This is a genomic window from Streptomyces sp. BL1, from assembly GCF_057628045.1.
In genome coordinates, this window is sequence record NZ_JBXYWZ010000002.1 from 4,746,276 (window position 1) to 4,760,380 (window position 14,105).

A 14,105-nucleotide genomic window follows, 5' to 3' on the forward strand; every position below is an offset into this window, starting at 1 on the left:
AATTACCGTTAAGTAACAGGAATTCTAGGCGTCGTTGCCGGGCCGGGGATACGTGAGCTTCACGACAACGGGCCGTGCGCGAGCTCTTCTGCCGGGGCGTTCGGGCCCCTGGGTGGCCGCCCCGGCCTGCGCGCGTACGGCCCCCGTTATGCTCGCGGCAGCGTTTGCTGGGTTCCAGCTTTTCCCGCAGTTCACAGGAGCACTCCACATGGCCCCGTCCGCAGCCCCCAGGATCACCGTGATCGGCACCGGATACCTCGGTGCCACCCATGCCGCCGCCATGGCCGAGCTGGGTTTCGAGGTGCTGGGCCTGGACATCTCGGCGGAGAAGATCGCCACGCTGGAGCGCGGCGAGGCCCCGATGTACGAGCCGGGGCTCGAAGACCTGCTGCGCCGGCACGTCGCCGGGCACGAGGGCGCCAGCGGACGGCTCCGCTTCACCACCTCGTACGCGGAGGCGGGTGAGTTCGGGGACATCCACTTCGTCTGCGTCAACACCCCGCAGAAGCACGGCGAGTACGCCTGCGACATGAGCTACGTGGACGCCGCCGTCGAGTCCCTCGCCCCGCACCTGACGCGCCCCGCGCTGGTGGTCGGCAAGTCGACCGTGCCGGTCGGCAGTGCCGAGCGGCTCGCGGTCCGGCTCGCCGAACTCGCCCCCGCGGGCGAGGACGCCGAGCTCGCCTGGAACCCGGAGTTCCTCCGCGAGGGCTTCGCCGTCCAGGACACGCTGCACCCGGACCGGCTCGTCGTGGGCGTCCGCAGCGACCGCGCGGAGACCCTGCTGCGCACCGTGTACGCGCAGCCGATCGCCGAGGGTTCGCCCTTCGTGGTCACCGACTTCCCGACCGCCGAGCTGGTGAAGACCTCGGCCAACTCCTTCCTGGCGACGAAGATCTCGTTCATCAACGCCATGGCGGAGGTGTGCGAGGCCGCCGACGGCGACGTGGCCAAGCTGGCCGAGGCGATCGGGTACGACGACCGGATCGGCAAGAAGTTCCTGCGGGCCGGCATCGGCTTCGGCGGCGGCTGTCTGCCCAAGGACATCCGCGCGTTCATGGCCCGCGCGGGCGAGCTGGGCGCCTCGGAGGCGCTGAGCTTCCTCCGCGAGGTCGACTCCATCAACATGCGGCGCCGCGCCCACATGGTCGAGCTGACCCGCGAGGCGCTCGGCGGCGCGCTGCTGGGCAAGCGGGTCGCCGTACTGGGCGCCACCTTCAAGCCGGACTCCGACGACGTGCGCGACTCTCCCGCGCTGAACGTCGCCGGGCAGCTGCACCTCCAGGGCGCGCAGGTCACGGTCTACGACCCGAAGGGCAACGAGAACGCGCGCGCCCTCTTCCCGACCCTGGGCTACGCGCCGAGCGCCGTGGAGGCGGTACGGAGCGCCGACGTGGTGCTGCACCTCACCGAGTGGCGCGAGTTCAAGGAGCTGGACCCGGCGGTGCTCGGCGAGAATGTCAGCCGCCGGCACATCCTCGACGGCCGCAACACCCTCGACCCGGCGGTGTGGCGCAAGGCCGGCTGGACGTACCGCGCCCTGGGCCGCCCCACGGCGTGAGCGCCGGGGCGCCCGCGCCGTGACCGCCGGGGCCCGTCCCGTACGGCGCTCCCGTCAACTCTGCTCGCCGCGCGCCTTCTTGGCGCGGTAGGTGCGCATCTTCGCCCGGCTGCCGCAGACGGACATCGTGCACCACCGTCTGCGGCCCGCCGGGCTCCTGTCGTAGAAGGCCCACAGGCAGTCGTGGGTCTCGCAGACCTTCAGCCGCTGCCAGTCGCCGTCCGCCGACGCGGCGGCGATGTCCGCCGCGATCCGTGCGGTGAGCGCGGCCAGCCCGTCGAGCCCTGCGGCAGGGCGTACGCGGGCCGTGCCCGCCGGGTCCACGGTCAGCGTGAGCGGGGCGCGGCCGAGCCGCTTCTCCAGCGCCGCGGCGGTCCCCTCCGGGACGTCCGCACCGGTGTTGTGCGCGAGACAGACGGCCCGCAGTTCCTCGCGGAGCTCCCGCAGGCCGGGCAGGTCGTGTGTGGTCAGGCCCGTACCGGTCAACCCGTGACGGCGTGCGAACGCGCCGACGCCGTCGTCCTGTGCGAGGGAGTCCTCACCCGTCTCGACGTCGAGGGTGTTCACCAACTCCTGCACCAGAAAGAGGGAATCCGGCGTCGCGCTGTCTGCCACGGTTGCCAGGTTACCGGTTGCGGCCCATCATGAGGTAACCGAGAGCGTTACCAGTAGACCCGACCAAGGGGTAACCATGGCTATCGCAACGATGAACGTCGTCGTCCTGGACTGTCCCGACCCGAAGCAGCTCGCGGAGTTCTACGCGGCGGTGCTCGGCGGGGAGGTCGAGGACCCGGGGGAGCAGACCGAGTGGGTGAACATGTCCGCGCCCGGCGTCCGGCTGGCCTTCCAGGAGTCGCCCGGATTCATCCCGCCGCAGTGGCCCAGCCTGGAGCACGCCCAGCAGCTGCACCTCGACTTCAACGTGCCGAAGGCGCGCTGGGACGAGGCGGAGCGGCAGGTGACCGAACTCGGCGCGAAGCTCGTCCAGAGCGACGAGGGCAAGCGCGACTTCCGCGTGTACCTCGACCCGGCCGGCCATCCCTTCTGCCTCTGCGCCTGCTGACCGGACTGCTGACCGCCGACCGGATTGCAGGCCGGCGGGACGGCAGAACAGCACGCAGAACAGCACGAGGGGCCCGTACGGGGTGCGTACGGGCCCCTCGCGGAGCGGCCGGGCAATCAGTGGCGCGCCGGCAGCCGTGCGGTCAGCGGTCGGACTTGACCGTGACCTTCTCGTCGTTCTTCAGCTGCTCGACCATCTTCTGCACCTTCGGCTTGTCCCACAGCAGGGAGCCGGAGGGGCCGGAGACCATCTGGGTGGGCATGTTCATCCGCTTGCCCTGGCCGCCGGAGACGTCCTTCATCGCGAAGAACATCGAGCCCAGGTTCCACAGGCTCATGTCCTTGTCCACGATCAGGGTGTCCAGGCCCGCGCCCATCGTCGGGTAGAGCCGGAACGGGTTGAGGATCGTCGACGGGGTGGCCGTCTGGTTGGCGATCGCGGCCAGGAACTTCTGCTGGTTCTTCGTACGGCCCAGGTCGCTGTCGCCGGTGCCCGAGTGCCTGTTGCGGACGAAGGACAGCGCCTGCTTGCCGTCCAGCGTCTGCTTGCCCTTCTTGAAGTCCGCCCCGGAGTTCTTGTCCTTGATGTCCTCGGGGATGTTCATCTCGACACCGCCGACCGCGTCCACGATCTTCGCGAAGCCGCCGAAGCCGATCTCCGCGTAGTGGTCGATCTTCAGGCCGGTGTTGTGCTCGACGGTGCGGGTGAGCAGCGTCGGGCCGTCCTGCGCGTAGGCGGCGTTGAGCCTGGTGTGCTGGGTGTTGGGGTAGTGCTTGCCGGACGTGGAGCCGGTGAACGGCGGGATCTCCACCCAGGAGTCGCGCGGCAGCGAGATCATCGTCGGCCCGTCCGAGCCGACGTGCAGGATCATCATCGAGTCGGTCCGCTTCCCCTCGGCCGACCCGGTGTGCAGGTCCTTCTTCTCCTTCGCGGTCATGCCCTCGCGGCTGTCCGAGCCCACGATCAGGTAGTTCGTGCCGCTGCCCGCCTCGGGACGGTTCTCGACGATGCCCAGGTCGACCTTGCGCTGGAGCTTGGAGTCGGCCCAGAAGTACGTGCCGATCGACCACGCCGCCACGACGACGACCAGGGTGATGATTCCCACCTTGAAGCGCCGGCCGTAGTTCGGGCGCGGACGTCCGCCGCGCCGGCCGGGGCCGCCGTCGTCGTAACCGCCGCCGTCACCGCCGCCGCGGTAGACCTGGCCTGTGTTGTATCCGGAGTCGTAACCGGCGCCCGGGTCGCCGTACGGGTCGTATCCGCCTCTCGACTGGGGCGGTATACCCGGCTGCTGGGTGTGCGGCATGACGCTCGTCGGGTCCGGTCCGGGCGCGCCGCCGCGCCGCCGGTTCCGGGAGCCGTCGGTCCATCCGTCGGGCCACTGATTCATGCCCGGCAGTGTGCCTCTTTCCCCCGGCGTGAACCCAGCCCGGTGTCCAGTTCGGACGAATGCTGTAGCAGTTCTGATGCAAAGCTGCGGCCAGGGTGTCTACATTGTCCCCGCATATGGTGGGGGACATGACCGACCAGGCTCTTACGGCGGAAGGCCCCCTTCCGGGCAAGCCGACCGCCGCCTCCCGCACCACGCTGTCGCACATCATGACGGGCAACGACACCAACCTTCTGGGCACCGTGCACGGTGGGGTGATCATGAAACTGGCCGACGACGCGGCGGGTGCCGTCGCCGGCCGGCACTCTGGCGGTCCCGCCGTGACGGCCTCCATGGACGAGATGGTCTTCCTGGAGCCCGTACGGATCGGTGATCTCGTTCACGTGCGCGCCCAGTGCAACTGGACGGGCCGGTCCTCGATGGAGATCGGCGTGCGCGTCATGGCCGAGCGCTGGAACGAGTCCACGCCCGCCACCCAGGTCGGCTCCGCCTACATGGTCTTCGCCGCCGTCGACGCGGAGGGCCGGCCGCGCCCCGTGCCGCCGGTCGTCCCGGAGACCGAGCGGGACGAGCGGCGCTACCAGGAGGCGCAGATCCGCCGCACCCACCGGCTCGCCCGCCGCCGCGCCATCAAGGAGCTGCGCGAGCGCAGGCAGCCCGAGGCCGCCCCGGAGTCCCCGGACGGGCAGGCGCGGGAGCCCGGCCGCGAGACGGCCGGCGGTACCGCGGGCTGACCCGCGGCCGCCGTACCGCCCGCGCGACACCGCTCACTCGCGGGCGGTCACTTGCAGGCGACCTTGTCCCCGGTGACCGCCTTGCCGTCGGGCGCCGGAGTGTCGGACTCCCCGCCGGACGGATCGGCGTGCACCTTCCGCACCTTCTCGTAGTTGTCGCCGATCGTGACGCGCATCACCGGGCCCCGGCCCTTCTCCTCCTTCAGCTCGGCGCCCGGCACCGCCTTCGCCAGCGAACGCGCTGAGGCGTCCCAGCGCGGGTCGTACGAGATGACGGTGCGCTTCGCCTTCTTGCCCGCGGCGTTCCGCGGGATGCCCGTGGTGTCGAAGCCCGCGGAACGCAGCGCCTGGTCGGCCTTGTGACCGACGCCCGGGCGCTGCGTCCCGTTCTCCACCTGGACGCGGATGTTGTCCGGGGCGATCTCGACCGACGGGCCCTGCTCCGCCGCCGGGGCCTTGCTGCCCGCGCCCTTGCCGGACTGTGCCTGCTGCTTGTGCACGGCCAGCGGCTTGTCGTCGCGGAGCTTGCCGAAGATCTCGCCGGCCTTCCCGCTGTCCCACTGCACCGTCGAACCCAGCCCGGGCACCGTCTTGTTGGCGTTCTTGATGGGCACCGAGACGAACTCGGAGGAGGACGGGGTGAATCCCCTCATCGCCTGCCCGAGCGCCATCATCTCGTCGGTGCCGAAGCCCGGGTCCGCACGTACCGAGCCGAGCAGGGCCGAGGAGACCTCCCCGAACTTCGACGGGTTGAGCAGCACCCCGCTGTCCGTGGCCTTCGCCACCACCGAGGCCAGGAAGCGCTGCTGACGCTGCATCCGGCCGATGTCGGCGGCGGCGTCCAGGTGCCGGGCCCGTACGTACTGCAGCGCCTCGCCGCCGTTCAGATTCGACGTTCCGGCGGGCAGGTCGAGGCCCGAGTGGTCGTCCTTCAGCGGCTTGGACGTGCACACGGGGACGCCGCCGAGCGTGTCCACCGTGCGCATGAAGCTGGTGAAGTCGACCTCCATGTAGTGGTCGAGGTGCACACCGGTCATCTTCTCGACCGTCGCCGCCGTCAGCTTCGGACCGCCGTGCGTGTAGGCGGAGTTCAGCTTGGCGGGCTTCGGGCCCGACCACTTGCCGGTGATGCGGTCCTTGTGCGCCGGCAGTTTCGCGTACGAGTCGCGCGGCAGGCTCACCACGCTCGCGCGCTCCCTGTCGGCCGACAGGTGCACCAGCAGCAGGGTGTCCGTGCAGTCGCACGCGGAGCCGCCCAGGTTGTACTTCTTGCGCTGCGCCTCGGACAGTTTGGTGCGCTGGTCGGTGCCGACGACCAGGAAGTTCAGCCCGTTCGTGCTGCCCGGCCGGGACTGCAGCCCCTGGAACGGGTCGACTCTCCGCACGTCCTGGTCGAGATCCGACACCATGGCGTTCCCCACGCCGCTCGCCGCCAGTACGAGCACCGAGGTCGCCGCGGCGATCCGCAGCCCCCAGCGCGGTCGCCGCCGCGGAGCGGGGCGCCGTGGCCGGCCTGCCGGCTGCGGCCCTGAACGCGGCGCCCCCGAGGAAGGCCGGGGCGGAGGATTGCGGCGGGGCGGTGCGGGCAAGTGACACCTCGCGACGTGCGGACGGGGGCGGCAGGACAGTCAACAGCGTGTGATCGGTCGGATACGTTCCGCACAATAGGCCCATATGACCGTCCCACCGGTTTTACACGCCGGACGGAGCACAGTCCGGCCCCCTGCTGGCGTGCGGGGCGCTCATCCGTTCGCGGTAACGTGAGCGCGTGACTGATAGCCCCACGCCGACCGCGGAACTCCCCGCCGTTTCAGTGATCATGCCGGTGCTCAACGAGGAACGGCACCTGCGCGCCTCCGTCCAGCACATCCTGGAGCAGGAGTACGACGGCGAGCTGGAGGTCGTCATCGCGCTCGGCCCCTCCGAGGACCGTACGGACGAGATCGCCGCCCAGCTCGTCAGTGAAGACCCCCGGGTGCACACGGTGCCCAACCCGGCGGGGCGCACGCCCGCCGCGCTGAACGCCGCGATCAAGGCGTCCCGGCACCCCGTGGTGGTGCGGGTCGACGGCCACGGGATGCTCTCCCGCAACTACATCGCCACCGCCGTGCGCCTGCTGGAGGAGACCGGCGCCGCCAACGTCGGCGGCATCATGCACGCCGAGGGCGAGAACGCCTGGGAGCACGCCGTCGCCGCGGCCATGACCTCGAAGATCGGTGTGGGCAACGCCGCCTTCCACACGGGCGGCCAGGCCGGCCCCGCCGAGACCGTCTTCCTCGGGGTGTTCCGGCGCGAGGTGCTGGAGCAGCAGGGCGGCTACAACGAGGAGTTCATCCGCGCCCAGGACTGGGAGCTCAACTTCCGGATCCGCGAGGCCGGCGGCCTCGTCTGGTTCTCGCCCGACCTGCGCGTCTCCTACCGGCCGCGGCCGAACGTACGGGAGCTCGCCAAGCAGTACCGGAACTACGGGCGCTGGCGGCACGTCGTCGCCCGCTACCACTCCGGCTCGATCAACCTGCGCTACCTGGCGCCGCCCGCCGCCGTGTGCGCCATCGCCGCCGGCGTGGTCGTCGGCGCCGCCGTGACGCCCTGGGGCTTCGTCGTACCGGCCGGCTATCTGGCCGCCGTCACCGCGGGCTCGCTGCCCGCCGGCAAGGGCCTGCCCGCGGCGGCGCGCGTACGCATCCCGCTGGCGCTCGCCACGATGCACATGACGTGGGGCTGGGGCTTCCTGACGAGCCCGCGGAAGCTGGCCCGCAAGGTCATTGCCAGCCGCCGCGAGCCTGTGCTCGCCCCGCAGAGCTGACAGCGCGGAGCTGATGACGCGGAACTGACGCCGGGCGGTCCCCCTCTGGAAGGGGGACCGCCCGGCGTCTGTCATCAGTCAGCAGGGGGCATCAGGCTGGCGGGGTCACCAGGTGTAGGACGGGTTGATGTCCATGCAGGCCTTGCTGTTGTCGCCGTTCAGCGCGTCCGCGCTGTCCGGGGCCTTGTTGTCGTCCTTGCCCTTGCCGGGCTTCGCGTCGTCCGCCGTGCCCGCTCCGGCGGGATAGCGGGTGCCCTCCCGCCAGTCCGTGCCGACGATCAGCGTCACCTCGGACACCCCGGTCGAGTGCTTCACCGAACTCTCCGGCAGCCCCAGGGACTTGGCGACCGCCAGCGCGTTGCCGCGCTGGCCCTCCTGCGGATACGTGAGCGTCGTGTCCGCCTGCGACTTGGGCGTCTGGTCCGCCGTGGCCTGCGTGAAGCCCTGCCGGCCGAGCGCCTCGGTGAGCTCCCCGGCCCGCCCGCTGACGGGCGCCTGCAGCGCTGTGCCCGTACCGTTCAGCACCCGTACGGGGATCTCCGACTTGGCGGCCGTGGGCTCCGTCGGCTCCGGGGACTTGCCGGCGCCCGGCTTCTTCTTGTCCTTGCCGTCCAGCGCGACGTCGTTGCGCACCATCGAGAAGACGCGGTCCGCGTCGCCCTCCTTGGGCTCCACGAAACCGCCGGGCGCGTACCGCCAGGGCATCGTGGCCATCGTGATCCGCTTGGTCGGCACCCGGCGCAGATCGCTGCCCAGGTCGTACAGCTTCTTGACGGAGCCGATCTGCTGGTCGACGGTGAGCGCCTTCGTCGCGGCCTCGGCGAGCCCGCGCAGCTTGCCGGGATCGCTCAGCTTGGTACCGGACTTGAGCTGCCGCACCATCGCGTTCATGTACATGTGCTGGGCCTTGGCGCGGCCGATGTCCGTACCGTCGCCGAAGCCGTGCCGGGTGCGCAGCCAGTGCAGCGCCTGCTCGCCCCGTACGACCGAGTTGCCCTTCCGCAGCTTCAGATGGGACTGCGGGTCGTTCACGTTGTCCTTCACACAGACCGGCACACCGCCGACGGCGTCCGCCATGGAGACCACACCGGCGAAGTCGATCATCATGAAGTGGTCGACGGGAATGCCGGTCAGCTCCTCCCAGGTGGCGACCGTGCAGCCCGGACCACCGCGCTGGAGGCTGGAGTTGATCCGCCCGGTGGTCTTCTCGTAGACCTTCCCGTCGTCCGGGTCGGTGCACTTGGGGATCGTCGCCTTGGTGTCCCGCGGGATGGAGATCACCGACATGTTGCTGCGGTCCGCCGAGACGTGCAGCATCATCTGCACATCAGCGAGCGGTGCCCTGCCGCGGTCGGCGCGCGAGCCGCCGAGCTCGACGTTCTTCGCGGAATTCCGCGAATCGGAGCCCAGCAGAAGGATGTTGAGGGGAGTCTGTCCCGCGGCGTTCGGACCGCTCTTGTCGAGCTTGCTGTCGCCGAGGTTCAGGATGTCCTTGTTGAGGTTGCCGTTGAGATACTGGTAGTAGAGGAAGCCCGCTCCCGCGGTGCCGAGTATCAGCAGCGAGAGCACGATGGAGAACCAGCGCAGTATGCGTCTCTTCTTGCGCACGGGCGGGCGTACGGACTGTGCGTCGCCGCTCCCCGGCGGGCGGGCCGTCCGCTGCCGGGACGCCCGCCCCGACTGTTCCTGATCCTGGTCCTCGTACAGGGAGTCGTCCCAGCCCCTGTCGCGGGCGGTGGGCGCGCTCGAACGCTCCCCCTGCCCTCCTCGGACGCCGTTCTGCCGCACGGGACCTCCCCGTTGTCCTCATGTCGCGCTGTCGCGCGGGCCCCCGGCCGCCTGGCGGGGCGGCCGGGGGACAGGGGCTACTTAGCGCAGATGTTCTTGTCGTTCGCGTTGACGTTCTGCACGCCGTCAGGTGCCTTCTGGGGGGCGTCGACCGGCTTTCCGGGGCCGGTGAAGTCCTGTCCCAGCGTCAGCTTCATCGCCGCACCTCCACCGGCGCTCTTCTTCAGCGCCGACTTGGGCAGACCCATCATGTCCGCGAGAGTCGCGGCCTGACCCGTCTGGGACGGCGTGAACTCCAGCTTCGTCTTGCTCAGTTGCTGCGCGGCGTTGCCACCGTTCTGCACTGTGCCGACGCCCTTGTCGGTCTGCAGCCAGTCGGCGGTCTGCTGAGCGGCACCGGGCGGGCCTCCGCCGTTCTGCACGCTCACCTTCACCTGGGAGGCGGGCACCTTCTTGGCCTTGGCCTGCTCCTTCTTCTGCTTCTCCTTCGCCTGCTTGGTCTTGGTCATCGACAGGTCGTTGCGCACCATGTTGAAGAGCGGCTGCGCCTTGGGCTTGTCGAGTATGACGGTTGCCGGGTCGTCAGGGTTGTCCAGCACCGGCACAGTCGCGAAGGTGATGTTCTTCGGCTTGACCTGCTTCAGGTCGTTGGCCAGGTCGTACAGCTTCCCGACGCTGCCGATTCCGGTGTCCACGGTGAGCGCCTTCGTCGCCGCGTTGGACAGGTCCATCAGCTTCGACGGGCTGCTGAGCGTGTCACCCGACTGCATCTTCCGGAGCATCGAGCTGAGGAACTGCTGCTGCAGCTCGATCCGGCTCAGGTCACTGCCGAGGCCGACCGTGTGCCGGGTCCGTACGAACGCCAGCGCCTGCTCGCCCTTGACGAGGTGGTGACCGGCCTTCAGCTTCAGGTGCGACTTGGGGTCGTCGATGTCCTTGCCGGCACAGACCGGCACACCGCCGACCGCGGTCGAGAGCTCCTTGACGGCGTTGAAGTCGGCGAGCATGAAGTGATTGATCTTGATGCCCATCATCTTCTGGACCGTCCGCCACGTACAGCCCGGGTCCCGTTCGGACTGCCCGAGGCTGGTGTTGAAGCGTGCCTGCTGCTGCCCCGGGACGGTCTTGGTCGACCCGTCCGGCTGCTTCGTCGGGCAGCTGGGAATGTCGGCGAGCATGTCGCGCGGAATGGAGAGCGCGGTGGCGTTCGACCGGTCCTTGGAGACGTGCAGCACGAATGTCGTGTCGGCGTGGCCGACGCTGCCCGCGTCCCCGTAGCCCGTGTTGCCCTTCCCGTCACGCTTGTCCGTGCCCATGACGAGGATGTTGACCGGGCCGTCGGTGGTCGCCGCGTTGTTCATTCCGACGTCGACCTTGCTGATGTTCCCGTTCAGCTGGTCGTAGAGAAAGTAGCCGCCCGTGCAGCCCGCGACCAGGATCAGTCCCAGCGCGCCTCCACCCCACCGCAGTGCCTTCTGCTTCCCCGACAGGCCGGAGCCTGCCCTGCGGCTGCGCCGGCCGTGACCCGACGCGCGGCGTCCGGCGTCGGCCGACGTCGCGCTCGCGGCACGGGCGCGGCGGCCGCGCTGTCCGGGCACCCGGCGGCCTCCGCCGGAGCCGTGCGTGCTGGCCTCGCCGTAGGCGGCGGAACCGCGCCCTTCGGTGCCGGACGGTGTGGGGGAAGAGGAGTCTGCGGTACGGGAGTCGGCGGAGGATCTTCTCTGGCGCGGAGCGGTGGGGCGGCCGCTGCCGTGCTCCGCGGAGGAGTCACCGGCAGCGTGATTCAGTCGCAGCTGATAGCTGCCGGTGTTCGGATCGAACACCCACTGATCCGCGGGATCGATATCGCCCGCGTGCCCACGGCCTTGCGCGTTCACGATTGCGTAAGTCCTCCATTTGCCGCCTGGCGTCGCCCTTCGGGGGCGTACCGGAGCGCTCACACTATCCGGCAGATTCGGCGCCGAGCGACGCCGGTGACGGATTCCACGGACTTAGAAGTGGTCAATTCCCCCCAATCCAAGCGTGGCTTGTCGCACAGATGTCCCGCGTCTCCGCGGGGCTGTGGCGCGTCGGAGGGCCGCACTCGGAGGGCACGCCGTCCGTCCCGTCCCCTTCGTCACCCACACGGACTCTCTTGAGTGCCGAAGGTGACCGGGCATTCCGGGGAAGCGCCGGAAAGGCCGTACGGACCTCGGATATTCCGGACGTCGCCGCAGAGTTGGGGCAGCTTCTTTGCCCGATTGAGCGGCATGCCGGGGCTTCGCGTTTTCTTCACCGAAGAGCCGGAAAACCGCTCCACGCACAGCTGCCGAAGGGCCGTGATCGGCCCCCGGCGCGCGGTGTACGTGGTCAGTCCGCGGTGTGCGTGACGCGTTCCTCTTCCTTGCGCTTCTCCAGCGACGCACCGTCCAGCGCCTGGAGGTTGCGGCACAGGACGACCGACGCGCCGGCGGCGAGCGGCGCGAGCAGTCCCGCGCTGATGCCGTCCCAGCCGTCGAACGGACGGTCCGTCAGCAGGCGCGAGCCGGAGGTGAGGCCGAGCGCGCGGGCGTCGTCCTCGGCGCGCCGTACGGTCTGTTCCCCCGTCAGTTCCTCACCGCCGGGCAGCGCGAGGAACGTGTCGTCCGGTGTGACGGGCGCCAGGGGTGCGAACTGGTCGCCCTGTCCCGGTACCTCGACCGCGTAGTCGTGGAAGCCCTCAGGGGGTTGCGGGAAGCGCACGCCGAGCGGGCGCAGGCTGAGCGCGACGCGCTCTCCGCTGCACGCGCGCGCCGCCTCCAGCGTGTCGGACTCCGGTCCGCTGACGGCGACCTCCGCGGCACCGGCGTCGCCGTCGAGGGCGGCGACCGTGCCGGTCGACGAACAGGCGAGCAGCCAGACCGCCGTCTGCCAGTGCGCGGGCAGCAGCAGTGCGACCCGGTCACCCGGCTCGGCGGCGAAGTCGCCCTGCAGCAGGTTGGCCGTCTTGGCCACCCAGTTGGCGAGGGTCGCGACGGACAGTTCCACACGTTCGCCGGTGGCGTCGTCGTAGAAGGTCACCAGCGGGCGTCCCGGATCCGTGGCGAGAGCGGAACGCAGCAGGTCGGCAGGGGTGCGATCAGTCGTGTTCATCGCCGACAGGGTACGTGCGCCGGGTTTCTGGCACACCGTCAGTCCAACGCGCACACACGCTCACACGAGGGATGGAACGGACAGGAAGTGACACGAAGGGACGAGAATGGCCGACGCGGCGTCAGATCATGAATAGACAGAATAGTTCTCTTATGTCCAGGATCTGATGTATGCGTGCATTCCTTGCCTCCTCGATCGGCGTCACGTGTGCGGCGGCACTGCTGCTCCCCCTCACGACCTCCTCCACGCTCACCGGCGACTCCACGACCGCGTCCCCACCCCGCGCCGACTCCCGTCCTCCCGCCGCCGACGGCGGCGGCGCACGGAGCGGCGCACAGGCATCCGGCACCCAACTGCCGGGCAGTACCCAGTCACTTGCACTGGGCTCGTCCGCCGCATCCTCTGGCGGCAGAGCCGACTTCGCCTCCACCGGGGACGGCGGACCCCGTACGACCGACCTCGGCCCGCGCAAGGTCCGCTCCTTCTCGCTGGTCGGCGTCGTCTGGAAGCACATCGACTCCGAACTGCACGGGCGGGTGCAGGTCCGTACACACGACGCGCGCCACGGCTGGTCCGGCTGGCGGGAGCTGGAGACGCACAGCGACGACGGCCCCGACGCGGGTGCCGAGGAGCGCGCGGGCGGTGAAGCCCGGGGCTCCACAGCGCCGTTGTGGGTGGGCGACTCCGACGGCGTACAGGCGCGCGTGGAGTCGGAACACGCACTCCCCGAGGGGCTCCGGCTGGAGCTGGTCGACCCCGGGCCCGGCGGCAAGGAGCAGTCCGGCGGGGGGAACGGTGCGGGCAGTGACACGGAAAGGCCCGCGCACACCGCGGAGGATGTGAGCCTCACCGCGGCGGGCGCTGGCCGTCCCGCCGGCACGACGGCAGGCGCGGCCGCGGCGGCCCGGCCGGCCACCGCTGCCGGAGCGGGCACGGTGGCCGGGGCGGGAGCCCCGGGGCCGCGGCCGCCGATCGTCACCCGCAGCGGCTGGGGTGCGGACGAGGGGCTGCGCGAGAAGGGGTTCGGCTACACGAACACCGTGCGCATGGCGTTCCTCCACCACACCGCGATGAGCAACAAGTACAGCTGCTCCGAGGTCCCGGCCATGCTCCGCTCGATCTACCGCTACCACGTCAAAAGCAGCAAATGGCGTGACATCGGGTACAACTTCCTTGTCGACAAGTGCGGGACGATTTACGAAGGTCGGGCCGGAGGTGTAGCCAAACCGGTCAAGGGTGCCCATACTTACGGTTTCAACACCGACAGCACGGGCATCGCTGTCCTCGGTTCGTTCACGAAGTCCCGTCCGTCCTCGGCGGCGGTGAACGCCGTGGCGAGGCTGTCGGCCTGGAAGCTCGGGCTGCACGGGGTGAATCCACGCGGCACGACCTTGATGACGTCGGGGGGCGGCACCAAGTTCAAAAAGGGCACGAAGGTCAGGCTCCACACCATCGCCGGGCATCGCGACGGGTTCGACACCTCGTGTCCCGGCGGTCGGCTCTACCGCAAACTCGGCACCATCCGCGCCACGGCGGGGCAGCTCCAGGGTCACTGAACCGGGCCCGCCGCCCCTGCTCGGGGGCGGTACGGGTGGCCGCCGGGTGGTTTGCGTACATCCGCTTACACTGGCCGCCGGCCACCCGGCCAAGGG

The 14,105-nt window shown here is 70.1% G+C and carries 11 protein-coding genes; 5 read left to right on the forward strand and 6 right to left on the reverse strand.

Annotation, left to right across the window (positions count from 1 at the left end):
* Positions 1-208: 208 nt before the first annotated feature.
* On the forward strand, positions 209-1,561 hold the full coding sequence (locus AC3AGO_RS20940; protein ID WP_487821756.1) for a UDP-glucose dehydrogenase family protein: 1,353 nt from the start codon (positions 209-211) through the stop codon (positions 1,559-1,561).
* Positions 1,562-1,615: 54 nt separating this feature from the next.
* Here AC3AGO_RS20940 and AC3AGO_RS20945 read toward each other — a convergent pair whose 3' ends face one another.
* Positions 1,616-2,176, reverse strand: a complete 561-nt coding sequence (locus AC3AGO_RS20945; RefSeq protein WP_487821757.1) for a CGNR zinc finger domain-containing protein — start codon at positions 2,174-2,176, stop codon at positions 1,616-1,618.
* Positions 2,177-2,252: 76 nt separating this feature from the next.
* On the opposite strand from AC3AGO_RS20945, the gene AC3AGO_RS20950 reads away from it, so the two are divergent.
* Positions 2,253-2,624, forward strand: a complete 372-nt coding sequence (locus tag AC3AGO_RS20950; RefSeq protein ID WP_487821758.1) for a VOC family protein — start codon at positions 2,253-2,255, stop codon at positions 2,622-2,624.
* Positions 2,625-2,766: 142 nt separating this feature from the next.
* Here the strand turns inward: AC3AGO_RS20950 and AC3AGO_RS20955 are convergent, their stop codons facing one another.
* On the reverse strand, positions 2,767-4,014 hold the full coding sequence (locus AC3AGO_RS20955; RefSeq protein ID WP_487821759.1) for an LCP family protein: 1,248 nt from the start codon (positions 4,012-4,014) through the stop codon (positions 2,767-2,769).
* A gap of 128 nt (positions 4,015-4,142) precedes the next feature.
* Here AC3AGO_RS20955 and AC3AGO_RS20960 point away from each other — a divergent pair, with 128 nt between their 5' ends.
* Positions 4,143-4,748 (forward strand): acyl-CoA thioesterase, encoded by a 606-nt coding sequence (locus AC3AGO_RS20960; protein WP_487821760.1) that lies wholly within the window; start codon positions 4,143-4,145, stop codon positions 4,746-4,748.
* Between the two features lie 47 nt (positions 4,749-4,795).
* Here AC3AGO_RS20960 and AC3AGO_RS20965 read toward each other — a convergent pair whose 3' ends face one another.
* On the reverse strand, positions 4,796-6,337 hold the full coding sequence (locus tag AC3AGO_RS20965) for an LCP family protein (protein WP_487821761.1): 1,542 nt from the start codon (positions 6,335-6,337) through the stop codon (positions 4,796-4,798).
* 179 nt (positions 6,338-6,516) lie between these two features.
* Here AC3AGO_RS20965 and AC3AGO_RS20970 point away from each other — a divergent pair, with 179 nt between their 5' ends.
* A complete protein-coding gene (locus AC3AGO_RS20970) occupies positions 6,517-7,554 on the forward strand; it encodes a glycosyltransferase family 2 protein (RefSeq protein WP_487821762.1) in 1,038 nt (345 codons plus the stop codon).
* 105 nt (positions 7,555-7,659) lie between these two features.
* On the opposite strand, the gene AC3AGO_RS20975 is transcribed toward AC3AGO_RS20970, so the two are convergent.
* From AC3AGO_RS20975 to AC3AGO_RS20985, 3 genes are all read right to left on the reverse strand, one after another.
* Positions 7,660-9,342 carry an LCP family protein gene (locus AC3AGO_RS20975; RefSeq protein ID WP_487821763.1) on the reverse strand — a complete coding sequence of 561 codons (1,683 nt, stop codon included), beginning with the start codon at positions 9,340-9,342 and terminating at the stop codon, positions 7,660-7,662.
* A 77-nt stretch (positions 9,343-9,419) separates the two neighbouring features.
* Positions 9,420-11,219: an LCP family protein gene (locus AC3AGO_RS20980; protein WP_487821764.1), complete on the reverse strand. Its 1,800-nt coding sequence runs from the start codon at positions 11,217-11,219 to the stop codon at positions 9,420-9,422.
* A 472-nt stretch (positions 11,220-11,691) separates the two neighbouring features.
* Positions 11,692-12,453: a TIGR03089 family protein gene (locus AC3AGO_RS20985; RefSeq protein ID WP_487821765.1), complete on the reverse strand. Its 762-nt coding sequence runs from the start codon at positions 12,451-12,453 to the stop codon at positions 11,692-11,694.
* Positions 12,454-12,623: 170 nt separating this feature from the next.
* Here AC3AGO_RS20985 and AC3AGO_RS20990 point away from each other — a divergent pair, with 170 nt between their 5' ends.
* A complete protein-coding gene (locus AC3AGO_RS20990) occupies positions 12,624-14,009 on the forward strand; it encodes a peptidoglycan recognition protein family protein (protein ID WP_487821766.1) in 1,386 nt (461 codons plus the stop codon).
* Positions 14,010-14,105 lie beyond the last annotated feature (96 nt).

Coding starts and splice junctions, on each gene's coding strand:
- AC3AGO_RS20940 (WP_487821756.1), top strand. CDS start 209: ATGGCCCCGTCCGCAGCCCCCAGGATCACCGTGATCGGCACCGGATAC.
- AC3AGO_RS20950 (WP_487821758.1), top strand. CDS start 2,253: ATGGCTATCGCAACGATGAACGTCGTCGTCCTGGACTGTCCCGACCCG.
- AC3AGO_RS20955 (WP_487821759.1), bottom strand. CDS start 4,014: ATGAATCAGTGGCCCGACGGATGGACCGACGGCTCCCGGAACCGGCGG.
- AC3AGO_RS20960 (WP_487821760.1), top strand. CDS start 4,143: ATGACCGACCAGGCTCTTACGGCGGAAGGCCCCCTTCCGGGCAAGCCG.
- AC3AGO_RS20985 (WP_487821765.1), bottom strand. CDS start 12,453: ATGAACACGACTGATCGCACCCCTGCCGACCTGCTGCGTTCCGCTCTC.
- AC3AGO_RS20990 (WP_487821766.1), top strand. CDS start 12,624: ATGCGTGCATTCCTTGCCTCCTCGATCGGCGTCACGTGTGCGGCGGCA.